This is a genomic window from Variovorax sp. DAIF25, from assembly GCF_050711835.1.
Taxonomy (GTDB): Bacteria; Pseudomonadota; Gammaproteobacteria; order Burkholderiales; family Burkholderiaceae_C; genus Variovorax.
On sequence record NZ_CP136636.1, the window covers coordinates 815,990 to 840,254 of the forward strand.

Here is a 24,265-nt window from a genome sequence, read left to right on the forward strand (position 1 = left end):
CCATGAAGCAACGCACGTCTCCTCTTCTTCGCGCCACCGCGCGCCGCCTGCGGCTGCGGCCGGTCGCGTTTTCGCTGATCTGCGCGGGCGCCGTGCCCGCGATGGCGCAGGTGCTGCCCACGGGCTTCCTGCCCTCGGCGCTGCCGGGCAACATGGTCTCGATGACCCAGGCCGGCAACATCATGAGCATCGTGCAGGGCAGCCAGCGCGGCATCGTCAACTGGACCACGTTCTCGATCGGCGCCAAGAACATCGTCAACATCCAGCAGCCCAACGCCTCGGCGATCCTGCTCAACCGCGTCACCGGCAACGAGCTCTCGACCATCGCGGGCCAGCTCAATGCCAACGGCCGCGTGTTCCTCATCAACCCCAACGGCGTGATGTTCGGTTCCGGTGCCAGCGTCAATGTCGGCGGCCTCGTGGCCTCGACGCTGGGCCTGACCACCAGCGACGCGAACTTCCTCGGTGGCACGACCAACTTCAGCTTCGAGCGGCTGAACGCCAACGCCAAGACGGTGGTGAACGAAGGCGGCATCACGGCCACCGGCGGCCCCGTGGTGCTGATGGGCGCGGGCGTGAGCAACACCGGCACCATCACGGCCGACGGTCAGACCGTGGCGCTGGTCTCGGGCCGCAAGATCACCTTCGACCTCGCGGGCGACGGCCTCACCAACATCGCGATCGCATCCGACTCGATGGCGACCAACGCCTCGGTCGGCAACACGGGCACCGTGCAGGCCGACGGCGGCAAGGTCGTGATGGTGGGCCAGTCGACCACCCTCGGCGAGCTGGTGGTGAACCAGGCCGGCGTGGTGCGCGCGCGTTCGCTCGGCACGAAGAACGGCGAGATCGTGCTCGGCGGCGGGGCCGACAACGAGGTGCGCGTGGGCGGCACGCTCGACGCGACCTCCACCGGCACGGCAGTCGGCGGCCGCATCTCGGTGGCCGCGGGCAATGTGCGCGTGGCCGACGGCACGCTCGACGCGAGCGGCGATGCCGGTGGCGGCTCGGTGCAGCTCACGGCGCTCCGGGGCCTGTCGATCTCGCCGGGCGCCACCGTGCGCGCCGACGGCCGCACCGGCAATGCCGCGGGCGGAGAGATCCGCGTCGAGCAAGCCACCTACGCCTCGCTGCCGGGCACCGGCAGCGAGGCACCGCCGGCCACCCGGCTCGGCCTGCACCTGTCGGGCACGCTGTCGGCCAAGGGCGCGGGCTCGGGCGCGGGCGGCAACATCACCACCAGCGCCGATGCGATCCAGGTCGGCAACGACCTCGCGCTGTCGGCCGCGGGCGGCGCGAACGGTGGCGCCAACGGCAAGTGGACGCTGAATTCCAACAAGCAGATCGTGGTGACGCCCGAGGCGCCGAACTACGACCCCGGCAGCTTTCCCAGCGCCGGCGGCATGGCCTCGAGCCCGATCAGCTCGCAGGCGCTGGGCCGCGCGCTCGGCCAGGGCACCGACGTCACGCTCGCGAGCAACGCGGCCAATGCAGAGGGCGGGCAGGAACGCTTCGGCGTGCTGTTCGACACCGCGGCCCAGGTGGTCAAGAGCGAGGGCGGCAATGCCTCGCTGCGCGTGGACTCGGCCACCGGCATCGCGATGCTCGACCGTTCGGCCCTCCAGTCGACGAGCGGCGCGTTGAACGTGGACTTCAATGTCGATGCCAACGGCACGGTGCCGGGCGCCGGCAACACCCCGATCGTGACCTCCGAAGGCGAGGGGGCGGCCCAGATCCAGATGACGAACGCGCGCATCGAGACCAACGGCGGCAACGTGCGCTTCTACGGGCAGGGCGATGCCGCCAACGGCCGTGCCATCGGCTATGCCTCCGAGTTCGGCGATTCGGGCGTGGGCGCCGGCATCGAGTTGCGCAACAGCCGCATCTCGACCTGCGGCGTCGATGCCGCGAGTTGCGCCCAGGGCGGCGTCATCAACCTGCGCGGCGAGGGCCGCACGCTGTTTTCGAGTTCCACGCTCAACGGCAGCTCGGGCGTGCTGATCTCGAGCTCCGAGCTCATCACCGGCAGCGGCACCATCACCGTCGACGGCGTCGGCGGGCTGGCCGCCAAGGGCGTGGAGATCGGGCGCGAGGCCGGCAGCGTGCCGGGCCCTCGCAGCCGCATCGCCTCCACCGGCGGGGACATCGCGCTGCGCGGCAGCACGCGCGGATGGACCACCGGCGATGCCGTGGGGCGGCTGCGCTTCAACGTCGCGGGCGCGGGTGTGCAGGCCAACGGCGTCGACATCGCCACCGGCGGCAACGTGCGCGTGGAAGGCCAGGGCGCCGACCTCGGAACGCTGCTGGGCACCGACGAATTCGCCAAGCTCTCGGCCTCGGCCACCATCAATGCCTCGCATGGCGTGCTGATCGGCGATACCGGCATCACGGCCGGCCAGGGGCGGCGCATCGACATCGTCGGCACCGCCGGCAGCGCGGGCGTGACCTACGACTTCAACGGCGTGCCGACCCCGCCGCCGGCCGGCATCGACGAAGGCGTCACGCCCGCGGCGGTGTGGATCCGTGCCAGCGGCGCCGGCCAGGGCCTGCGTGCCGAAGGCGGCCAGATCAACATCGTCGGCGGCAACGGGGACGTGCTGCTGCAGCGCGGCGCCCAGCCCGATGCGCTGCTGAGCACCGCGAGCAACAACGTCGCCGGCGGCTCCATCGCCGTCACCGGCCGCAACATCTACGGCGCCGGCCTCGCGGGCGCCACCGGCACGCTGGCCGACGCGAGCGGCGCGGGCACCGGCGGCGACATCCGCTTCGAATCGACGGTGAGCGACAAGACCGGCGGCATGCTCGCGCTGGCCACGGGCATGACCCTGCGCGCGGACAGCGCCTCGGCCAGCGGCAACGGCGGCAACATCCGGCTGCTCGCGGGCAACGGCCTGCGCGCGCACGGCACGCTGTCGGCGCGCGGCGGCGCCACGGGCGGCAACGGCGGCTTCATCGAGACCTCGGGCACGCAGCTCGACCTGACCGGCATCCGCGTCAACGCGGGCGCGCCGGCCGGCACCGCGGGGCAGTGGCTGATCGATCCCTATGCGGTCTCGATCGTGAACGGCACGGCCGCGGGCACGCTGCCGACCAACCCCTTCGATGCGGTCACCAACTCCGTCATCCAGGACGGCGACATCAATGCCGCGCTCAACGGCGGCGCGAGCGTGAAGATCACCACCGGCACCGGCGGGCCCGGTGCGGGCAGCATCTCGCTCGCGAACAACGTGCTGATCGACTACACCGCCGCCTTCGGTCCGCTGAGCTTCGAGCTGGCCTCGGGCAACAGCATCCAGGGCGGCCTGGGCACGGTGATCCGTTCGTCGGGCAAGGGCGGGCCGCTCACCGTGCTGTTCAACGCGGGCGTCAATCCCGACGGCACGCCTTCCGGCAGCAACGGCTCGATCAGCTACGACGGCACCATCGCCACGCGCGGCGGCAGCGTCACGATGAACGCGCGCGGCGACGGCAGCCCCACCAGCGGCTTCATCCGGATGAATGGCGCCTCGGTGCAGACCGATGGCGGCGCGGTCACGCTCTACAGCGGCCAGCCCGGCGCGCCCACCGGCTACGTCACGCTGATCGACAGCCAGATCGACACCCGCGTGGGCCAGACCGATGCCGGCGCGGGCGGCGCGGTGCAGATCGCCGGCGGCAACGTGACGCTGGCGGGCGCGCAGATCGCGACGTCGACCGGCAACGTCGACATCCGCGGCAGCTCGGCCGACTGGAACAGCGGCGTGGTCATCACCGACGGCCGCACGCCCTCGACCATCTCGACCACCAGCGGCAACGTGACGGTGCAGGGCGTCGCGCGACGCCAGGCCTCGTCGACCTTCGCGGCGGCGCACGGCGTGCTGGTCAACGGCGGCAGCAGCATCACCACCGGCAGCGGCAACATCGCGCTGCGCGGCTACAACTTCAACAACGACACCACCGTGCCCGCGGCCACGCCCGATTCGGGCGTGCGGCTGGAGAACGGCGCGCGCATCGTCACCACCGGCGGCGGCGACATCGAGATCACGGGCCGCTCGCAGAACGGCGGCACCGGCGTCTCGATCGAGGCCGGCGGCTCGCCGAGCCTGCCCGGCACGGCGCCCGTGGTGCAGGGCAGCCGCAACGTGGTGCTGCGCGCGGTCAACGACGGCAGCACCGACGCGATCGTGATCGGCACGCCGGTCAGCGCGGCCAACGCGATCAACCTGCGGCCCGGCGGCATGGACGCCAACTTCGCGGTGTCGGACAGCACCAATGCGCCGATCGTGCTCGGCGGCGCGGGCACCGGCGGCTACTCGGTGTCGAGCGCCGAGTTCGCGCGCCTCGCCGCACCCACCATCGTGGCGGGCAGCGCCACCCATGCGGCCGACATCACGGTGGCCGGCGCCATCGCCACGCCGGGCGCGCTCACCCTGCAGAACGACGCGGGCGGCAACATCGCGGTCAACGGCACGGTCGGCGCCTCGCAGCTGGGCCTGCTGTCCGACGGCCGCATCACGCAGTCGGCCGCGGGCGCGATCACCGCCACCGGGCTGCTCGCGCGCTCGAGCGGCGCGAGCGTGGACCTGCAGAACCCCGCGAACAACGTCGCCACCGTGAGCGGCGGCGCCGAGGGCGGCTTCGCCTACGTCGATGCGAACGCCGTGACCATCGGGACGCTGAGCGTCAACGGCTTCAACGCCGCGACCAACCAGCTCGCGCCCACGGCGACCACGTCGATGTCGGCCGGCACGGTGTTCGTGCGCACGCTCGCGGGCGACCTCACGCTGGGCACCAACGTCAATGCGAGCACCAGCGCCGACCTGGTGGCGGCGGCGCGCTTCCAGAACCCGGGTGCCTTCACCATCGGCGCCGGCACCTGGCGCGTCTGGGCCGACACCTGGATCGGCGAGACGCGCGGCGGCCTCGCGGGCTCGGGCCCGTTGCCCAACCTCTACCACTGCGCCTACCTGGGCCTGTGCACGGTGACGGTGCCGGCCACCGACAACCACTTCATCTACGCGCAGCAGCCGACCGCGATCGTGACCGTGGGCAATGCCGCGCGCCAGGAGGGCGCGCCCAACCCGACCTTCACCTACAGCGTCAGCGGGCTGATCCTCGGCGACAACGCCTCGAGCTTCAGCGGCACGCCGGGCACCAGCGCGAACACCGCGAGCCCGCCGGGCAACTACCCGATCGATGGCGCCTTCGCCTCGGCGGCCGGCTATGCAGTGCAGGTGGTGCCGGGCAACCTGCGCGTCGATCCGGGACCGCCGCCGCCGCCCGCGCCCCCACCGCCGCCGGTGGCGCCGCCGCCACCGCCGCCCTTCGTGTTCTTCGAGCGGCCCGAGCTGCCCTCGGTGGACGTGGTGCGCGACCAGCCCTCGACCTACCTCTACGACCGCAACATCGGCCAGGCGCCGATCTGCGTGGCGACCGGGCCGCTGGACGGCGACCGCGCGGCGCAGGGCGGCGACGTGCTGGCGCGCGAATGGTCGCGCGTGCGTTCGCGGCCGAACCTGCTGAGCTGCGTGAACACCGAGCGGCGCAACGGCTGCGCCGATTTCTGAGGGGCGCCAAGTCGATCGATCGCAACCGTTCGGGCTGAGCTTGTCGAAGCCTTGCGCAGCGCTTCGACAGGCTCAGCGTGAACGGTTGTTGGTTGCCTTATGCGGTTCAGCGCGCCGTGATGACGAACAGCTGCGCCATCAGGTCGGCCAGCAGCCGCAGCTGCGGATCGTCGGTCAGCGCCGCGTGGCGGTAGCCGGCCACATGGGCCTCGAGGCCGTCGATCGGGCCGGCGAAGAACAGCCGGCGCAGCGCGCCGCCGAGCGCGTCGTTCTCCGCCGCGCGCGGCCGATCGTCGATGGTGCTGTGCGCATGGCTCTCGAGCCGCGGCGTGGCGAGGAAGGGCGCGAGCACCGCGGCGCGCAGGCGGCCCTCGGCCACCCAGCGGTTCAAGGCCATGTCGAAGGCCTGCGCCGGGCCCTCGGCCAGCGCCTCGCGCAGCAGCGGCGGCAAGGCGCGCAAGCCCTTCGGCGTGGCGAGGTAGGCGACCGCGCCCCAGTTGTAGAGGCCACGCGCATCGAGCACCTCGATGCCGGCGATCGCATCGCGTGGCGCGGTGGGATCGGCGGGCAGCTGCTTCTTCAGCGCCTGCCACAGCGCAAGCAGGCTGTGGGCCGAGGTGTAGGGCAGGCATTCGAGGAACACCAGGTCCCAGTCGGCCAGCTGCGCGAGCGCCTCGGGCCGCAGCAGCGGCGGCAGCGCGCGGCTCAGCAATGCGTCATCTTCCAGCACCAGGAAGAAGTCATCGGGCGGCGCGCCATCGAGCGCGCGCGCATGCGAGAGAAAGCAGGCGCGTTCGCCCGCGCTGGTCGCGGCATCGGGGCCCGGCACTGGCAGCGTGGCCGCGTCGATCGCCTCGAAGCGCGCCACGCCTTCGATGCCGAGCGCGCGCAGCTGCGCTTCCATGGCCACGCGGCGATCGCCACTGCGTTGCAGATTGATGAAGCAACCGTTCATGATGCGGGGATGAAGCAGGTCCTGCCATTGTCTTCCTTGTCTTCCCCCATCGCGCCGATCGCCGGAGGGCGGACCGCATGATGCTCAGCGTGGTGCTGCCGTTCTACCGCAAGCGCGCGGAGTTCGAGCGCGTGGCCGCGCTCAACGCGCCGCATTGGTCGCGCCCCGGCATCGAGGTGGTGATCGCGCTCGACGAACCGGCCGAGGAACAGGGTCTGCTGCAATTGCTCGCGCGCTTCGGGACGGTGTGCTGGCGCGTGGTCGTCAACGACCGGCCGCATGACTGGCGCCCGCCCTGCCGCGCCATCAACGTCGGCGTGCGCCATGCGCGCGGCCGCTTCGTGCTCGTGCATTCGCCCGAGTCGGCCTATGTGGACGACGGGCCCGCGCTGGCCTTGCAGGCGGCGCTGTCGGTCGAGCGCGGCGTGGTGCTGGGCCGCGTGGGCTTCGCGCGCTTCGACGCGATCGACGGGCCACCGGCCACGTTGGCCGCGCTGTTCGCGCGCCAGGTGCCCGAGGCGCTGTTCCTGCGCACCTTCTATGGCTCGCTGTGCGGCCCGCGCGAGGCCTTCGAGGCGGTCGGCGGCTACGACGAGTCCTTCACCGGCTGGGGCGGCGACGACGATGATTTCCGCGTGCGGCTCGAGATGGCGGGCTGGCGGCTTTCGGCCTGCGCCGAACTGAAGCTGCTGCACCTGTCGTTCGAGACGCGCGACGGCGCCGAGCAGTTCGATCCCGACAACGACTGGCGCAAGTGCACGCCCGCGCAGGCGCGCGCGAACGGCGAGGACTGGGGGCGCGACTTCGCGCGCATCGCCCGCGATGACGCACCGCCGGTCGGTGCAGAAGCCGTGCCCGCGTGGGGGCAACCCGCGCCCGTGTTCGCGATGGGCTCGCGCCGCCAGTGCGAGCTCTGCGCGCGCATGCTGCACCACGAACCGGCGCCGCACTACTTCTGCCCGCGCTGCAGCGCCGCGCCGCCGAAGCCGCTGGCCTCGCGGTTGCGCATCGTCTGCGTGCTGCAGCTGCGCAACGAGGCGCGGCTGCTCGAGGGCTGCCTCGATCATCTGCGCGACCATGTCGACGGCTTCATCGCGCTCGACGACGGCTCGACCGACGACACCGCGCGGATCCTGCAACGCGAACCCAAGCTGCTCGAGCTGCTGTCGAACCCGCCGGGCGGCGACTGGAACGAAACGCAAAACAAGCGCCGGTCGCTCGAGTGCGCGCAGCGCCATGGCGCGGGCTGGGTGCTGGTCTGCGATGCCGACGAGCGCTACGAGAGCCTGTTCCTGCGGCACCTCGGCGCCATCGTCGATTCGCTGTCCGACACGCAACTGGGTTGCCTCTCGCTCGCCGTGCGCGAACTCTGGGACGCGCCCGACCGCTTCCGCGACGACGGCCCCTGGGGCGCCAAGTCGCGCGTGTGCCTGTTCCGGCTGCCGCGCGAGATCGCCTTCGACGCGGCGCCCGCGCTGCACGGTCCCTGGTATCCGGATGCGGTCGCGCAGCATGGCCGGATGTTCCGCAGCTACTTCCGGCTCTACCACCTGCACATGATCCGGCGCGAGGACCGCATCGCGCGGCGCGACCGCTACCGGCGCCTCGATCCCGGGCACCGCTGGCAGGCCATCGGCTACGACTACCTGGCCGAGGAGGGGCCGGGACTGCGGCTCGAGAAGATCGCGCCCGATCGCGGCTACGACCTGGGGACCTTGCCGGCCGATCTGCGTCAGGCCGACGGCCCGGCGCTGGCTGCGAGCGAGCGCGCGTAGTCGCCGCGGTAGGTGCGCGTGCCGGTGTGCGTGAGGCGCGAGCGCGTGTCGACGAAGACCTGGCCGCCGATCGATTGCCAGCGGCGGCAGAAGGCGAAGTCCTCGCTGAGGTAGCGGCCGTTGCCGGGCTCGGCCCAGACGTCGAAGAAGCGGTGGTGCGGCCAGGCCGCGGCCGTCTCGTCCTCCATGCGGTCGGGCGTGTAGCGCAGCTCGGGCAGGGCCTGAGCGAGCCGCTCGAACACGGCGCGCTCGATCAGCATGAAGCCGGTGGGCGCGTCGAGCACCTCGACGAAGCCGTCGGCATCGATGCGGCCGGCGACCTCGGGCCCCGTGAGGTTGACCGGGAACACCGCGTGCTTCGCCTCGAAGTCCTCGCGCGTGCTGCCCGCGGGCAGCGGCTGCGCGAGGCCGGCGCGCGGCCAGCCGTCGTTCTTCTGCGGATAGGCGCCGGCCACCACCGCGCGGCCGGCCAGCAGCAGGCGCAGCGCGGCCTCGGGCTCGAAGCCGATGTCGGCATCGATCCAGAACAGGTGGGTCCAGCGGCTGTCGGCCATGAACTCGGCCACCAGCCGGTTGCGCGCGCGCGGGATCAGGCTGTCGCCGTCGAGGAAGCGCGTCTGCATCGGGAAGCCGTGGCGCCACGCGAGATTGACCAGCCCGAGCAGGCTGCGCACGTAGTCGCTGGTCATCGCGCCGCTGTAGCTGGGCGTGGCGATGAAGGGGCGGATGTCTTTCAGGGCGTCGATGGGCAGCATCGTGGTGGAGCAATGGGCGTGTTCATGCGGGCTGCGCATGCCGCCGCGTCGACAGCAGGGCCCGAAGCTTCGCCGGTGCCACCGGCTTCGTCAACAGCGTCGCGCCGCTGTGGCGCAGCCGTTGCAGCGCATCGGGCCCGGTGGCGCCCGAGACCAGCACCGCGAGCGCCTCGGGCTGCAACCGCTTGGCGGCGTCGATCACGTCCATGCCGTCGGTGTCGCCGGGCAGCTGCAGGTCGCACAGCACGGCGTCGTAGGGAATGTCGCCGGTGCCCAGCCGCGCGATCGCCTCGGCGCCGGTGGCCACGCATTCGACCTGGCAGCCCCATTGCTCGAGCAGCGCGCGGCTGCCGTCGAGGATGGCCGGGTCGTCGTCCACCACCAGGCAGCGCAGGCCCGCGAGCGGCGCGGGCGCGGGCGGTGCCGGTTGCGGCGGCGCGATGTCGGCCGCATTGGCCGCGGGCAGGGTCAGCGCGAAGGTGCTGCCGGCGCCGAGCGCCGAGCGCAGCGCGATGCGCGTGCCCAGCAGGGTGGCGATGCGCGCGCAGATCGCGAGGCCGAGGCCGAAGCCGCGGCGGCGGTCGCGCTCGGTGTTCGCCACCTGGTAGAACTCCTCGAAGATGCGCTGCTGGTGGATCGGCGCGATGCCCACGCCGTCGTCGCGCACCTCGATGCGCACGCCGCGCCCGCCGTCGGGGCCGTTGCGCGCGCGGCGCGCGGCCACCAGCACGGTGCCGCCCGCGGGCGCGTGGCGCAGCGCATTGGTCACGAGGTTGCCGACGATGCGCTTGAGCAGCGCCGCGTCGCTGCGCACCGCGAGGCCGCGGTCGCTCCAGCGCAGCCGCACGCGCAGTTCGGTGGCGGTGGCCGCATGCTGGGCATCGAGCTGGTCGAACAGCGCGGCCAGCGAGACCTTGGCGATGGCCGGCGTGAGCACCTGCGCATCGAGCCGCGAGATCTCGAGCAGGTCGTCGAGCAGCACGCCCATGAACTCGGTGCTCTCCTGCAGCCGCAGCACGGCCGGGCGCTGCGCCTCGCTGGCGCCGGGCAGCAGGCCGTCGATGAACAGGCCCATGGCATGCAGCGGCTGGCGCAGGTCGTGGCTGGCCGCGGCCAGGAAGCGCGCGCGCGACAGCGCGGCCTGCTCGGCCTCGGCCATGCGCTGCAGCGCGACCGCGGTGGCCTCGCGCACGCGCTCCTCGCTGACCTGGCGGTTGTGCTGCAGCCGCTCGGCCAGGCGGTCGATGTCGTGCGCGAGCATGGCCAGCTCGTGCGTGCCGCGCGAGCCGCCCTCGACCACGCCGCAGCGCATCTCGAAATGGCCGGCCTCGAGCGCCGCCACGGTGCGCGACACGCGGCGCAGCGGCCGCGCCACCGTGCGCGCCATGTGGCGCACCGAGGCCCAGGCCGCGAGCAGCGCCACCATCGCGATGCCGATGCCCGCGAGCAGCGAGCGCGTGCGTTCGCGCGAATAGGCGGTGGTGTCGCGGAAGGTCTGGACCAGGCCGACCGGCGTCTCGCCCGCGGCGGTCGAGCCCGCGGGCGCGAAGGCGCTGGCGCGCGAGGCCTCGCGCAGCGTGACCGGCGCGGTGAACATGCGCAGCTGCGCGAGCGAGCCGGCCTTGGGCCCGGCCGTCACGTAGACGCCGGCGCTGTTGCTGATCTCCACGCGCATCACCTGGCCGCCGCGCAGCGCGGCATTGGCCACGTTCTGCAGCGCGGGCAGGTCGCCCGCATAGAGGCTCAGGTCGGACATCGCCGCCACCTGGCGCGCCACCGCCTGGCCCTCGGCGTCGAAGGCGGCCTCGAGCGTCTGCAGCCGGTTGTGGGTGAACCAGGCGGTGAGCGCGAGCGCCACCGCCACGCAGGGCACCACGCCGAGGCGGAACAGGTCGCGCTGCAGGTTGCCGCGCACCACCAGCGCGCCGGCGGCCAGGCCCGGCGTGGGTGCTTCGGCCGGCGCCGTGGCCGGGCTGGGGTCCGCGCCCTCGGGCGGCCGGGTGGCGCTCATCGCGTGACGGTGAGGCGCTCCGTCAGTTCGCGTTCCTCGGGCAGCCGCAGCCCGAGTCCGCGCGCGACGGTGGGGTTGATGCGCACGGTGGCGGGCGTCGCGGCCTCCACCAGCGGATTGCCGCCGCCGCCCGCGCTGCCGCTGCTCGCGACCTTCTGCGCCAGCAGCCGCGCCTGCTGCGCGAGCTGCGCGGGCGTGGAGACCGCGGCCGCGAGGCCGCCCGAACGCACCAGGCCTTCGCTGGCGCCGAACACCGGCAGGCCGGCGCCGGCACCGGCGCGCAGCACCGACAGCGTGGCGGCCTGGTTGTCGCCGATCAGGTCGGGCAGCACCATCAGCGCATCGCTGCGCGGCACCACGGCGCGCAGCGCGGTGGCGAGCGAGCGCGCGTCGGGCGCGTATTCCACCTGCAGGTCCCAGCCGCCGCCGGGCTGGGCCTGCGCGGCGCGCTGCAGGTCGCGCACCAGCGGTTCGGATTCGGGCGTGGCGACCACGCCGATGCGGTGGCGCTGCGCCGGCAGCACCGCGCCCACCAGCGCGAGCTGGTCGGCCATGGCCGGGTCGCGCAGCAGCACGCCGACGCGGCGGTCGGCGCGGCGCAGCGCGGGGCTGGTGCGCAGGCCTTCGTAGTCGAGCCGGCTCAGCATCGCGAGCACCAGCGGCTCCTGGCCCGGGCGCTCGATGGCGGCGCGCGCGGCCACCGCGCCCACCGCCATGGTCAGCGAGCCGCCCTCGGCGCTCGAGATCGAGGACCGCATGCTGCGCGTGCGCACGCCGACGTTGACGTCGCCGGGCTCGGCGGCCGCGCTGTCGGGCGCACCTGGAGAGAGCCGCACCAGCTCGAAGCGGCTCGCGGGGTCCAGCCCCTGGCGCAGCTGCTGCACGAACTCGGCATGCGCGGCGAGGTCGTCGCCCATCAGCACCGTGAAGCCGGCGGCCGGGCACAGCGTGGCGCCCAGCAGCGCGGCGCAGGCCAGCCACGCGCGGGCGTAACCGCGCAGCAACCGGGTCGTGCAGTGGATCGGGGGAGAGGTTTTCGCGGCGACGGACATGAAGGCTTCTGCCACAAGGGGCGATGGCTCAATGTACGGAAGGGCCCTGCTTCGCGCGATAAGGCGGAGGGCTTATGCCCGCGGCGCGCACCCTGCGGGGCTGTGAGGAAGTTCACGCGCCGACGGCCGCTTGGCCTATCTCCGATGGCGTATCGCCACCGAAGACCGTTGCCCGGAACGTGTTCTCAGGCCTGCACGGCCTGCATCGCGGCCGTGCGCTGCGCCAGGATCGCCTGGCGCAGCACGCGCGGCGACACCGGCTTGTAGAGCACGGTGATGCCCGCGCTCTGCACCTCTCGCAGGCGGTCGGGCTTGGTCTCGCCGGTGACCAGCAGGCGCGCGGTGCCGGTGCCGATGCCGCGCGGATGACGCTCGAGCGCGGCGATCACGTCGAGGCCGTTGTCGCCGCCCTGCAGCAGCAGGTCGCTGACCACCACGTCGGGCGGCACGGGCCAGGTGTCGGCCATGGCGAGCGCCTCGGCCCGGGTCTGCGCGGCCAGCACCGAGGCGCCCCAGTTCGACAGCACCACGGTCAGGCCTTCGAGGATGGTGCGCTCGTCGTCGATCACGAGGATGCGCAGGCCCTCGAGGCAGCGCTCGTCGTTCTCGGGCACGTGCGGCGCGGTCACGGCCGGCGCGGGCAATGCGGCCGGCGCCGAGCGCACCAGCACCCGCACGCAGGTGCCCTTGTTGAGGCGCGAGCTCAGCTCCACGCGCGTGTTGAGCAGCTCGGCCAGCCGCTGCACCGTGGCCAGGCCCAGGCCCATGCCGCGCGTGCCGCGCGAGGCCTGGCGGCCCGAGGGCTCGACCTGGTAGAACTCCTCGAACACCCGCGCCTGGTGCTGCTGCGCGATGCCCACGCCGGTGTCGACCACGTCGATGCGCACGCCGCGGCCGCGCTTGCGCGCGCCGATCAGCACGCCGCCCTCGAGCGTGTGGCGCAGCGAGTTCGACACCAGGTTGTTGAGGATGCGCGACAGCATCACGTAGTCGCAGCGCACCCACAGGTCGGTCTTGCGCGCCACCAGCCGCAGGCCCTGCTGCTCGGCCACCGGGCGGAAGTTGCGGCTGATCTCGTCGAACAGCCGGTCGAGCGGGAAGTCGACCCACTGCGGCTGCAGCACGCCGGCGTCGAGCTGCGAGAGGTTCAGCAGCTCGGAGAACAGCCGGTCGAGCGAGTCCACGCATTCGCGGATGTGGCCGATGCGCTGCAGCCGCAGCGGATCGGTCTCGCCGTTGGCCAGGCCGTCGGAGAACAGCGTGAGCGCATGCAGCGGCTGGCGCAGGTCGTGGCTGGCGGCGGCGAGCAGGCGCGTCTTGGCCTGGCTCGCGACCTCGAGCTGCTGGTTCTTGCGCGCCAGTTCGGCCGTGGCCTCGGTGATGCGGCTCTGCAGCAGCCGGTGGCTCTCGGCGAGCGCGCGCGCGGCCTCGTTGAAGCCGCGCTGCAGGTGCTGCACTTCGGAGGTGCCCTCGATCGTCACGCTCGCGGCCTCGCCGGCGCCGAGCCGGTCGACCGCCTTGCCGAGCGCGCGGATCGGCTCGCTGATGCGGCGTGCCGCCCACCAGCCGGCCAGGCCCACGCCGACCAGGCTGGCGCCGAGCACCAGCACCACGTTGAGCCAGACCGAGCGGCGCGCGTTCTGCACCGCGCCGAGGCTGATCTCGACCATCACCTTGCCGCTGGTGCGGCCGTCGTCGCCGACGATCGGCACCACCACCTGCAGGCCCTCGCCGCGCGCGCGGTCCATGGTCTCGGAGTTGGCCACGATCTCGCCGTCCTCCGACCAGATCTGCACCTGCTGCACGTGCGGCTGGTAGGTGCCCGACTGCGCGGTGCGCTGCAGCGCGCGCCGGTCCATGCGCACGATCGGCGCCTGCGCCACCGTGGCCACCTGCAGCGCCACCGTCTGCGCATTGGCGCGCATCAGCTCGGTGAGGTTGTCCAGGTGCTGGCGCGTGAGCACCGTGATCGCCACCAGCGTCGCCGCCATGGCCGGCAGCATCGCCAGCAGGATCAGCTGCTGCGCGAAGGTGAGCCGCGCCAGGCCGCGGACGACGGCGAAGTTCCAGTTCATGGACGCGGGAAATGCATGGCGGCCGAGCCTACGGAGGCCTTGCAGGGCAGGGAAGACGGGAAAAACATCACGAAAACTGCTTCTGGTTGATATCTAATGGCGTCCGCTTCGCCATGTTAGACCGGCCGGTTCGTCGCGGCCCTTCTCGTCCGTCCAAATATGCCGGCTTTCCTGCGCCGTTCCAAAGCCCCCTCCGAGGCCCGTGCCGCCGCCGAGCCCACCGGTATCCGTCGGCCCACTTGGTCGCGCTGGCTGGCGGCGGCGCTGTTCGGTGCGTTGCTGCCGCTGACGGCCGCGTCCCAGGTGCAGGCCCCGCCCTCGCTGCCCTCGGTCTCGACCATTCCCCCCTCGACCCAGTCCACGCCGGCCCAGGCCGTCAAGGGCGGCTTCACGGCCGCCGGCGGCCATGGCGCCGAGGCCGCGCCGATGCGCTTCGGCATCCTGCCGCTGGGCGGCGCCTTCGAATCGCGCAGCGACTGGGATCCGCTGCTGGCCGAGCTCAGCCGCGCGCTCGGCCGGCCGGTGGCGGTGCTCTCGGTCAATTCCTACGAGGCGCTCGAGCAGGCGATCCAGCGCGACGACGTCGACATGGCCTTCCTGTCGGGCAAGATGGCGCTCGACGCCGTGAGCCAGCGCCGCATGAAGGTGGTGGCGCAGGTGGTGCGGCACGACGGCCTGCCCGGCTACCGCGCGCTGCTGCTGGCGCGCAAGGCGCCGCCGTTCAACACGCTGGCGGGCCTCTTGGCCGACCCCGAGCGCTGGCGCCTCGCGCGCGGCGAGAAGCAGTCGGTGTCGGGCTTCATCGTGCCGCAGCTGCAATTCTTCCTGCCCAACCACATCGCCATGGAGACCCGCTTCGCGAGCGAGGTGGTGGGCACGCACCAGGTCACGGCGCTGGCCGTGGCGAACAACGAGGCCGACGTCGCCACCAACAACACGGCCGACTTCGAGCGCTTCAAGCTGCGCTTCCCGGCCGAGGCCGGCCGGCTGCAGGTGCTGTGGGAGTCGGAGCTGATCCCGCATGCGCAGATCGTGATGCGGCGCGACTATCCACCCGAGCTGCGCCAGCGCGTGCAGGCCTTCCTCGTGGCCTACGGCCGCGCCAAGGGGCCGCGCGGCGATGCCGAGCGCGTGGTGCTGAAGTCGCTGCACGACCTCGCGGGCTTCGTGCCGGCCGACAACAGCTCGCTGCTGCCCGCGGCCAAGCTGGCCTACCAGCTCGCGACCCAGAACGCCAAGACCGCGCAATGGGTCAACGACGCCGCGCGCCAGGCCCGCCTGCAGCGGCTGGACAGCGGCTATGCCGAGCAGGTCGGCGTGCTGAAGGACGTCTCGCCTTGATCGCCTGGCTGCGCGCCGCGTGGCTGGCGGTGCTGGTCGTGGCGGCCTGCGCCGCGGTGCCGGCCGCGCAGGCCACGCAGCCGGAGCCCGTCAAGGCGATCCGCTTCGGCGTGCTGCCGCTGGGCGGCGCGGTCGAGTCGCGCGCGCTGTGGACGCCGCTGCTGGCCGACCTCGGCCGCGCCATCGGCGTGCCGGTGAGCGCCTACTCGGTGTCCTCGTACGAGGAGCTCGACCGCGCCATCGGCCGCGACGAGATCGACATGGCCTTCCTGTCGGCCAAGATGGCGCTCGATGCCGTGACCCAGGGCCGCATGAAGGTGATCGCGCAGATCGCGCGCCGCCCCGGCATGCCCGAGCACCGCGCCGTGCTGCTGATGCGCAAGGCGCCACCCTTCAACAGCCTCGAGGCGCTGCTCGCCAAACCCGAGTCATGGCGGCTCGCGCGCGGCGACAGCCGCTCGGTGACCGGCTTCCAGGTGCCGCAGAGCGAGCTGTTCCTGCCCCACCACATCGCGATGGAGACGCGCTTTCGCAGCGAGATCGTCGACACCCACCAGGCCACCGCGCTGGCCGTGGCCAATGGCGATGCCGACGTCGCCACCAACAACAGCACCGACTTCGAGCGCTTCCGCGAGCAGTTCCCGGTCGAGGCCGAGCGGCTGCAGGTGGTGTGGGAATCGCAGCCGCCGCCGGGCGCGCCGATGGTGGTGCGGCGCGGCTGGCCGCCCGAGTTCCAGGCCCGGCTGCAGTCCTTCCTGACCAACTACGGCCAGGGCAAGGGGCCGCGCGCCGATGCCGAGCGCGAGGTGCTCAAGACCTTGCGTGCCGGCTTCGGCTATGCGGCGGCCGACGACAGTGCGCTGCTGCCGCAGGCCCGGCTCGACCGCCAGCTCGGCCGCCAGCGCGCGATGGCCGCGCAGTGGGTCAACGATGCCGCGCGCGAGCAGCGGCTGCAGCGCATCGAGAAGGTCTACGCCGACCAGGTGCGCATGCTCGGCGGCACGCCCGCGCGCTGACGCGCTTGGGCCGCGCGTCCGTTTCGCGGCGCCGTCCCCAACGCTTTCGAGCCCGCATCTACTCCCTTCGCCGTACGTCCTCGCGCGCCGCCTATGCCGTTAGCTAGGCCTTAAGGCGGATTTGCCCACGACTTCGCGCGCCGGAAACTCACCGCTTCTTACAGGCAGCCCTTGCCGTTGACGGAGTGCGAGCGGATGAGTTGGCGAACAAAAGTGGTCTGGAGCGAGGGGATGCTGCTGCAGCCCCAGCACCTGCAGCAGAGCGAACGACATGCCGATCACGCGCGGCACGTGCTGCTGCGCTCCACCACGCCCTATGCCTGGGGCTTCGCCGAACTGGAGATCGACCAGGCCGCGCTGACCTTGGGCAAGCTGGCGCTGGTGCGCGCGGTGGGCGTGTTCGGCGACGGCACGGTGTTCGACATGCCGGCGGTCGATCCGCTGCCCGAACCGATCGACATCCCCCAGACCATGCGCGACGAGGCCGTGGTGCTGGCGCTGCCGCTGCGCCGCGCCGGGGCCCGCGAGGCCGATGCCGAGGAGTACGAGGAGCTGGTGCGCCACCGCGTGCTCGAGTCCGACGTGCCCGACTCCAACACCGCGGGCGAGCGCACCGCGATGCTGCAGCTGGGCCAGCTCCACACGCGGCTGATGCGCGCCAGCGAGGCCACCGATGCCTGGACCACGCTGGGCGTGGCGCGCGTGGTCGAGCGCCGCGTCGACAACCAGGTGCAGCTCGAGCGCGCGATGCTGCCGCCGCTGCTCGACGTGGCGGGCCACGCGGTGATCCGTGCCTGGCTCGACGAGCTGCTGGGCCTGCTGCGCCAGCGCGGCGAGGCGCTGGCCGGGCGCATGACGCAGGGCGGCACCGGCGGCGTGGCCGAGATCGCCGACTTCATGCTGCTGCAGACCGTGAACCGCAACGAGGCGGTGTTCGCGCACCTCGCCAAGAGCGCGATGCTGCATCCGCAGCGCTTCTTCGAGCAGGCGCTGGGCCTGGCCGGCGACCTCGCGAGCTTCCGCGATTCGCGCCGCGTGGCGCGCTTCGGCCCCTACATCCACGACGACCTCGCGCTGAGCTTCCGGCCGCTGATGGACGACCTGCGCCGCAGCCTGTCGATGGTGCTCGAGCAGTCGGCGATCCGCATCGACCTGCACGACCGCAAGCATGGCGTGCGGGTGGCGGTGATCAGCGACGTCGAGCTGCAGCGCAACGCGGTCTTCGTGCTCGCGGTCAACGCCCACATGCCCAGCGAGGCGCTGCGCGCGCGCTTTCCGACGCAGGTCAAGATCGGCCCGGTCGAGCGCATCCGCGACCTCGTCAACCTCGCGCTGCCGGGCGTCACGCTGACGCCGATGCCGGTGGCGCCGCGCCAGATCCCGTTCCATGCGGGCGCGAACTACTTCGAGCTCGAGACCCGCAACAGCGACCTCTGGCGCCAGCTCGAGCAGTCGGGCGGCGTCGCGATGCACATCGCGGGCGACTTCCCGGGCCTCGACCTCGCGTTCTGGGCGATCCGTGGCTAGCCATCGGCACAGGACGGAAAAACCATGACCACACCCGACCCCTTCGCCGCCTTCGAGTCCGAGCGCACGGTCATCAAGCCCAAGCCGCGCACGCCGGCCAACGCGCCGGCGGCCTCGGCCGCGCCGGCTCCTTTCTTTCCCGCCACCGATCCCACGCCGGTGGCCGACCTCGGCGAGCTCGGCCTGCTCAATCCGCTGGTGTCGGCGGCCGGCAAGCTGCTGGTGCTGATCGGCAAGCTGCGCAACCTGGTGCAGCCGCCCAACGTGCCGGCGCTGCGCGCCTCGACCGCCGAGGCCGTCAACCAGTTCGACCAGAACGCGCGCCGCGCGGGCGTGAGCAACGAATCGGTGCTGGCCGCGCGCTACGTGCTGTGCACCGCGCTCGACGAGGCGGTGGCCAACACGCCCTGGGGCGTGCAGGCCGGCTGGAACAAGCAGAGCCTGCTGGTGCAGTTCCACAACGAGACCTGGGGCGGCGAGAAGGTGTTCCAGCTGCTGGCCAAGCTCGCGCAGGACGTGCCCACGCACCGCCAGCTGCTCGAGCTGATCTACAGCGTGCTGGCGCTCGGCTTCGAGGGCCGCTACCGCGTGGTCGACAACGGCCGCGCGCAGCTCGACTCGGTGCGCCAGCGGCTGGCCGACCTGATCGCCAAGGACCGCCCCGCGGTCGAGCCCGAGCTCTCGCCGCACTGGCGCGGGCAGGGCGCAGGCACGGTGCGGCTGCGCGAGTCGCTGCCGCTGTGGGTGTTCGCGGCCGGCTTCGCGCTGCTGCTCGCGCTGGCCTGGTTCGGGCTGCGGCTCACGCTCAACTACCGCTCCGACACCACCTACTCGGCGTTGTCGAGCCTGCGCGTGCCCAACATCCAGATCGCGCCGCCGGCCGCGCCGGCCAAGACGCCGCGGCTCGCGCGCTTCCTCGAGCCCGAGATCAAGCAGGGCCTGGTCACCGTGACCGACGAGGCCGACCGCAGCGTGGTGCGGCTGCGCGGCGACTCCTTCTTCAGCTCGGGCAGCGCCGACCCGATGGCGCAGTCGCTGCCGGTGCTGCGCCGCATCGGCCAGGCGCTGGCCGAGGTCAAGGGCGAAGTGCTGATCACCGGCCACTCCGACAACCAGCCGATCCGCTCGTTGCGCTATCCGTCGAACTGGCACCTGTCGGCCGCGCGCGCCGATGCCGTCAAGGGCGCGCTGTCGACGCTGGTCGATCCGGCGCGCATGCGTTCCGACGGCAAGGCCGATGCCGAGCCGGTCGCGCCCAACGACTCGCCCGCCAACCGCGCGCGCAACCGCCGCGTCGAGGTGGTGCTGCTGACCGAGCCCGAGCGCCTGGCGTCGGCGCCCGCCGCCGCCGCGCCGCCCGCGCCGTCGCCCGCCACGGGAGCGACCAAATGATCAAGAAAATCTTCGGCTTCCTGTTCAGCCCGTTGCTGCTGACGCTGCTCGCGCTGATCGTCGTCGCGCTGCTGATCTGGTGGATCGGCCCGCTGGTGAAGATCGGCGCGCTGGCGCCGCTCGAGAGCGAAACCACCCGCGCCATCGTCATCGGCGTGATCGTGCTGCTGGTGCTGCTGCGCGCCATCTACCGCCGCTGGCGCGCGCGCCGCGCCAGCCAGCACCTGACCGACGGCCTGATGAAGGCGCCCGCGGCCAAGGCCGGCACGCCGGTGGCCGGCGAGCAGCAGATCCTCGACACGCGCTTCAACGAGGCCGTGGCCACGCTCAAGCAGATGAAGCTGCACGCGGCCGGCAAGAAGCCCGGCTGGCGCGACTGGCTCTCGATCTCGGGCGGCAGCTATCTCTACGACCTGCCCTGGTACGTGTTCATCGGCGCGCCGGGCGCGGGCAAGACCACCGCGCTGGTCAACTCGGGCCTCTCGTTCCCGCTGGCCGAGAAGTTCGGCCCCGGCGCCATCCGCGGCGTGGGCGGCACGCGCAACTGCGACTGGTGGTTCACCGACGAGGCCGTGCTGATCGACACCGCGGGCCGCTACACCACGCAGGACAGCCACCAGTCGGAGGACAAGAACGCCTGGGAAGGCTTCCTCGGCCTGCTCAAGAAGGTGCGCCCGCGCCGGCCGCTCAACGGCGTGTTCCTCACGGTCAGCGTCGGCGACCTGCTGAGCCAGGGCCCGGAGGCGCGCTCGCAGCTCGCGGCCTCGATCCGCGCGCGCCTGCTCGAGCTCGACGGCAAGCTCACGACGCGGCTGCCGGTCTACGTGCTTGTCACCAAGAGCGACCTGCTGTACGGCTTCACCGACTACTTCGACGACCTCGGCAAGGAGCAGCGCGCGCAGGTGTTCGGCTTCACCCTGCCGCCCGAGGAGAACCAGCAGGTCGACGAGAAGGGCCTGTCGACCGCGTTCCAGCGCGAGTTCGCGCTGCTGCACCACCGCGTCAACGACGGCCTGATCGCGCGCATGCAGCGCGAGACCGACGGCACGCGGCGCGCCGCGATCTTCGGCTTCCCGGCGCAGTTCGGCTCCATCGGCCCGCTGCTGTCGGACCTGCTCGACCAGGTCTTCACCGGCTCGCGCTTCACCCAGCCGCCGTGGGTGCGCGGCGTCTACTTCACCAGCGGCACGCAGGAAGGCAGCCCGATCGACCGCGTGATGGGCAGCCTGTCGCGCAGCTTCGGCATCGAGCGCGCGATGCTCGCGCCGCAGAAGTCGAGCGGGCGCAGCTACTTCCTCACCACGCTGCTGCGCGAGGTGGTGTTCCCCGAGCAGCGCCTGGCCGGCGCCGACGTCAAGCTCGAGCGCCGCCGCCACACGCTGCGCTTCGCGGCCGTGGCCGCGATGACGCTGCTGACCGCGGGCCTGCTCGCGGCCTGGGGCTACAGCACGCTGCGCAACATGGACTACCTGAAGTCGGTCGAGGCGCGCGTCGAGCCGGCCAAGCAGAACCTGGCCGCGCTGCCGGCGCGGGTGCAGAACCTGGTCGAGGTGGCGCCGGTGCTGCAGAACCTGCGCGACATCTGGCGCACGCCCGAGAACCGCCTGGGCGACGAGCCGCTGGCCATGACCCTGGGCCTCTACCAGGGCGACAAGCTCGATGCCGCCGCCATGCTGGTGCACCAGCGCGCGCTCAACGAGGCCTTCCTGCCGCAGATCGCCAAGCGGCTCGAGGACCAGCTGCGCACCGCGCAGAAGGACAACCTCGAGTACACCTACGAGGCGCTCAAGAGCTACCTGATGCTCTACCAGCCCGAGCACTTCGATCCCGAGGCGCTCAAGGCCTGGATCACGCTCGACTGGTCGCGCAGCCTCGACCGCGGCATTCCCGAGGACCAGCGCAAGCAGCTCGAGGACCAGCTCGACGTGCTGATCGCGCAGGGCCCGCCGCGCTCGCCGCTCAAGGTCGACGAGAACCTGGTGCGCAGCGTGCGCGCGGTGCTCGCGAGCTATCCGCTCGAGCAGCGCGTGTTCAGCCGCCTGAAGCGCCAGCGCGCCTCGCGCGACATCCCGGCCTTCAGCGTCGCGCAGGCCACCGGTCCCTCGGGCCCGCTGGTGTTCGAGCGCATCAGCGGCAAGCCGTTGACCGAGGGCGTGCCCGGCATGTTCACCTACGACGGCTACCACAAGCGCTTCCAGAACGAGGTGGTGGTGCTGACCGGCCTGCTCGCGCAGGAGGACCCGTGGGTGCTGGGCCAGGACCGCAGCACCGCCGACCGGCTGCGCGACGCGGCCGCGCTCGGCGAGCTCACCGACCGCGTGCGCCGGCTCTACCTGGCCGAGTACGTCAAGCAGTGGGAGGCGCTGCTGGCCGACGTGCGGCTGATCCGCGTCACCGGCCTCGACAAGAACATCGAGACCGCGCGCATCCTCTCGGGCGTGGATTCGCCGCTCGCGAACTTCCTGCGCGCCGTGGTCAAGCAGACCACGCTGATTCCCGCCGCCGACGCCAACAAGGACGTGGTGAGCAAGGCCTCGGAGACCGTGCGCAACACGCGCAAGGGCCTGGAGGACCTGTTCGGCGGCGACCCCGGCCGCCAGGTCGCGCCGGGCAAGCGCATCGAGAGCATCGTCGACGACCGCTTCGAATCGCTGCGCCGCCTCGTCACCGCCGGCGGCCCGAACCAGCCGGCGCCGATCGACGACGCGCTCAAGCTGTTCAACGAGGTCTACGTCTACCTCAACGCCGTCGACACCGCGGTCAAGGGCCGCACCTCGCCGCCGCCCGGCGACGTGGCCGGCAAGCTCAAGTCCGATGCCGGCCGCCTGCCCGAGCCGGTGCGCAGCATGATCGAGAACCTGAGCCAGACCGGCGCCACGCAGGCCCAGGTGGCCGAGCGCGGCAACCTGAGCCAGGACCTGCGCCCCGTGGCCGAGTTCTGCGCGCGCGCCATCGCGGGCCGCTATCCCTTCGTGCAGAGCAGCAAGCGCGACGTGCTGCCCGAGGACTTCGGCCAGATGTTCGGCGCCGGCGGCCTGATGGACGACTTCTTCCAGAAGCGGCTGGCCGCCCTGGTCGACACCAGCACGCGGCCGTGGCGCTACAAGCCCGTGGCCGAGCGCGGCGCCATCACCACGCAGGCGCTGGCGCAGTTCGAGCGCGCGGCGCGCATCAAGGAGATCTTCTTCCGCGGCGGCGGGCGCGGCCCGTCGATGCGGCTCGACTTCAAGCCGGTGGAGATGGACGCGAGCATCACGCAGTTCATCCTCGACGTCGACGGCCAGCTCGTGAAGTACGCGCACGGCCCCGTGGTGCCGATGGCCGTGCAGTGGCCCGGCCCGAAGGGCAGCAACCAGGTGCGCGTGCAGGTGAGCCCGCCCTCGGCCACGGGCAGCTCGGGCTCGGCGGTCGATGGGCCGTGGGCGCTGTTCCGCACGCTCGACGACGGGCAGCTCGAGGCCGGCGACGCGCCCGAGAAGTTCTTCATCACCTTCCAGGTCGGCAACCGGCGCACCCGCTTCGAGGTGACGACCAACAGCGTGCAGCACCCGATCCGGTTGAAGGAACTGCGCGAGTTCTCGTGCCCGGAGGGCTTGTGAACCTTGCCTCGTCCCCGTTATTCGCTTCCACGCAATTGCCGGGATGGTTCGGCAAGTTGCCGGGGATGGGGGACTTCGCGCATCGCCGCTTGCCCGAATCGTTTCGGGAGGTGTGGGATGCGTGGCTGCAGCGCGGGCTCGCCCGGCTGCGGGATCGGCATGCGGATTGGACTTCGCATTACCTCGAGGCGCCGGTGTGGTGCTTCGTGCTGGGGCCTCGGGTGGCGGGGGAGCGGGGGTGGATCGGGGTGTTGATGCCATCGGTCGATGGGGTGGGGCGGTACTTTCCTTTCACCGTGGCTGTGGAGCTGGAAGACCCGCTGCTCTCTGAGCTCGAGGGGGCTGCGTTGGTGGCTGCCTTGCGGTGGTGGGGGGTGGCTACTCAGGCTGCTCTGGAAGGGTTGGAGCTGGATCTGGATGCGGCGCGGTTTGATGCTGCTTTGGCTCGGTTGTTTGTTGGTGCTGCTGGTTCGGATGCTTCGTCTTCTGGAGGTGCGTTGGCTTTGCCTTTGGAAGGGGCCTCTTTGTGGATTGGGGATCCTTCTGTTGAAAGCGGGCTGCGGATGGTTTGCGTGGGGTTGCCTCTGGATCTGCAGTTCGAGGCGCTGTTTCTTGGGGGAGGGGAGTGAGCTTTGTCTTCCTCTGATTGTTTTTTTGAGGGTGTCGGCCGGGAATTCGCCCCGGCGGGCGAGTCACTTTCTTTTGCTTCGCCAAAAGAAAGTAACCAAAGAAAAGGCGACCCCACTGTCTGTGTCCCTCCGCTTCGCTGCGGGCAACCTGCGGTGCTCGGCTACGGCGGGGGTCCGCAGAACTCGCTCCACTGCGTTCCGCTCAGACAGCTGCGGCCCTTATCCCGCCTACGCCTGCGCTCCTCGGCACAGCCAGAGGGGAGTGGTTCGGGCCATCGCTGCGCTCGGCCTCCAAAGCCCTTCGGGCCTTCGCTTCGCTCGGCCGCGGCCGCGGCCGCAGCCTCGGCTATCGGGCGTAACGGTCGTGCTCGCCCCCCCCACACAAGGACGCGCCATGGCGCGTTGACCCTGATCCCCTCTGGCTGCGCCGAGGAGCGCAGCGTTTCGCGGACAAGGGCTCGCAGCTGTTTGAGCGAAGCGAGTTCTGCGAGACCCCGCGAAACGCGAGCACCGCAGGTTGCCCGTAGCGAAGCGGAGGGTCGCAGACAGTGGGGTCGCCTTTCTTTGCTTACTTTCTTTGGCGAGACAAAGA

General features: G+C 71.9%; 13 protein-coding genes. 8 read left to right on the forward strand and 5 right to left on the reverse strand.

Features of this window, described 5'->3' with window-relative positions:
• Nucleotides 1–2: 2 nt before the first annotated feature.
• Nucleotides 3–5,546: a filamentous hemagglutinin N-terminal domain-containing protein gene (locus R0232_RS03830; protein WP_431511283.1), complete on the forward strand. Its 5,544-nt coding sequence runs from the start codon at nt 3–5 to the stop codon at nt 5,544–5,546.
• A 106-nt stretch (nt 5,547–5,652) separates the two neighbouring features.
• Here R0232_RS03830 and R0232_RS03835 read toward each other — a convergent pair whose 3' ends face one another.
• Nucleotides 5,653–6,501: a glycosyltransferase family 25 protein gene (locus tag R0232_RS03835; RefSeq protein ID WP_431511284.1), complete on the reverse strand. Its 849-nt coding sequence runs from the start codon at nt 6,499–6,501 to the stop codon at nt 5,653–5,655.
• A 77-nt stretch (nt 6,502–6,578) separates the two neighbouring features.
• On the opposite strand from R0232_RS03835, the gene R0232_RS03840 reads away from it, so the two are divergent.
• On the forward strand, nt 6,579–8,276 hold the full coding sequence (locus tag R0232_RS03840) for a glycosyltransferase family 2 protein (protein ID WP_431511285.1): 1,698 nt from the start codon (nt 6,579–6,581) through the stop codon (nt 8,274–8,276).
• On the opposite strand, the gene R0232_RS03845 is transcribed toward R0232_RS03840, so the two are convergent.
• From R0232_RS03845 to R0232_RS03860, 4 genes are all read right to left on the reverse strand, one after another.
• A complete protein-coding gene (locus R0232_RS03845; protein WP_093350963.1) occupies nt 8,234–9,031 on the reverse strand; it encodes a hypothetical protein in 798 nt (265 codons plus the stop codon). The genes R0232_RS03840 and R0232_RS03845 overlap by 43 nt on opposite strands.
• A gap of 22 nt (nt 9,032–9,053) precedes the next feature.
• On the reverse strand, nt 9,054–11,042 hold the full coding sequence (locus tag R0232_RS03850; protein ID WP_093350789.1) for a hybrid sensor histidine kinase/response regulator: 1,989 nt from the start codon (nt 11,040–11,042) through the stop codon (nt 9,054–9,056).
• Nucleotides 11,039–12,094 carry an ABC transporter substrate binding protein gene (locus R0232_RS03855; protein ID WP_431511286.1) on the reverse strand — a complete coding sequence of 352 codons (1,056 nt, stop codon included), beginning with the start codon at nt 12,092–12,094 and terminating at the stop codon, nt 11,039–11,041. Before R0232_RS03855 ends, R0232_RS03850 begins: the two co-directional genes overlap by 4 nt.
• Before the next feature lie 185 nt (nt 12,095–12,279).
• The gene (locus R0232_RS03860) at nt 12,280–14,169 is read right to left on the reverse strand and encodes an ATP-binding protein (RefSeq protein ID WP_431511287.1); all 1,890 of its coding nucleotides are present in this window, start codon (nt 14,167–14,169) and stop codon (nt 12,280–12,282) included.
• Nucleotides 14,170–14,328: 159 nt separating this feature from the next.
• Between R0232_RS03860 and phnD the strand changes: the two genes are divergently transcribed.
• From phnD to tagF, 6 genes are all read left to right on the forward strand, one after another.
• Nucleotides 14,329–15,510, forward strand: a complete 1,182-nt coding sequence (gene phnD, locus R0232_RS03865) for a phosphate/phosphite/phosphonate ABC transporter substrate-binding protein (RefSeq protein ID WP_431511288.1) — start codon at nt 14,329–14,331, stop codon at nt 15,508–15,510.
• Nucleotides 15,507–16,526 (forward strand): phosphate/phosphite/phosphonate ABC transporter substrate-binding protein, encoded by a 1,020-nt coding sequence (locus R0232_RS03870; protein WP_431511289.1) that lies wholly within the window; start codon nt 15,507–15,509, stop codon nt 16,524–16,526. The genes phnD and R0232_RS03870 overlap by 4 nt, the downstream gene beginning before the upstream one ends.
• Nucleotides 16,527–16,721: 195 nt before the next feature.
• Entirely contained in the window at nt 16,722–18,053 is a 1,332-nt protein-coding gene (gene tssK, locus R0232_RS03875; protein WP_093350799.1) for a type VI secretion system baseplate subunit TssK, read from the forward strand.
• A gap of 24 nt (nt 18,054–18,077) precedes the next feature.
• A complete protein-coding gene (locus R0232_RS03880; RefSeq protein WP_093350802.1) occupies nt 18,078–19,445 on the forward strand; it encodes a DotU family type VI secretion system protein in 1,368 nt (455 codons plus the stop codon).
• Nucleotides 19,442–23,044 carry a type VI secretion system membrane subunit TssM gene (tssM, locus tag R0232_RS03885; protein ID WP_398497174.1) on the forward strand — a complete coding sequence of 1,201 codons (3,603 nt, stop codon included), beginning with the start codon at nt 19,442–19,444 and terminating at the stop codon, nt 23,042–23,044. Before R0232_RS03880 ends, tssM begins: the two co-directional genes overlap by 4 nt.
• Entirely contained in the window at nt 23,041–23,673 is a 633-nt protein-coding gene (gene tagF, locus R0232_RS03890) for a type VI secretion system-associated protein TagF (protein ID WP_431511290.1), read from the forward strand. The genes tssM and tagF overlap by 4 nt, the downstream gene beginning before the upstream one ends.
• Nucleotides 23,674–24,265 lie beyond the last annotated feature (592 nt).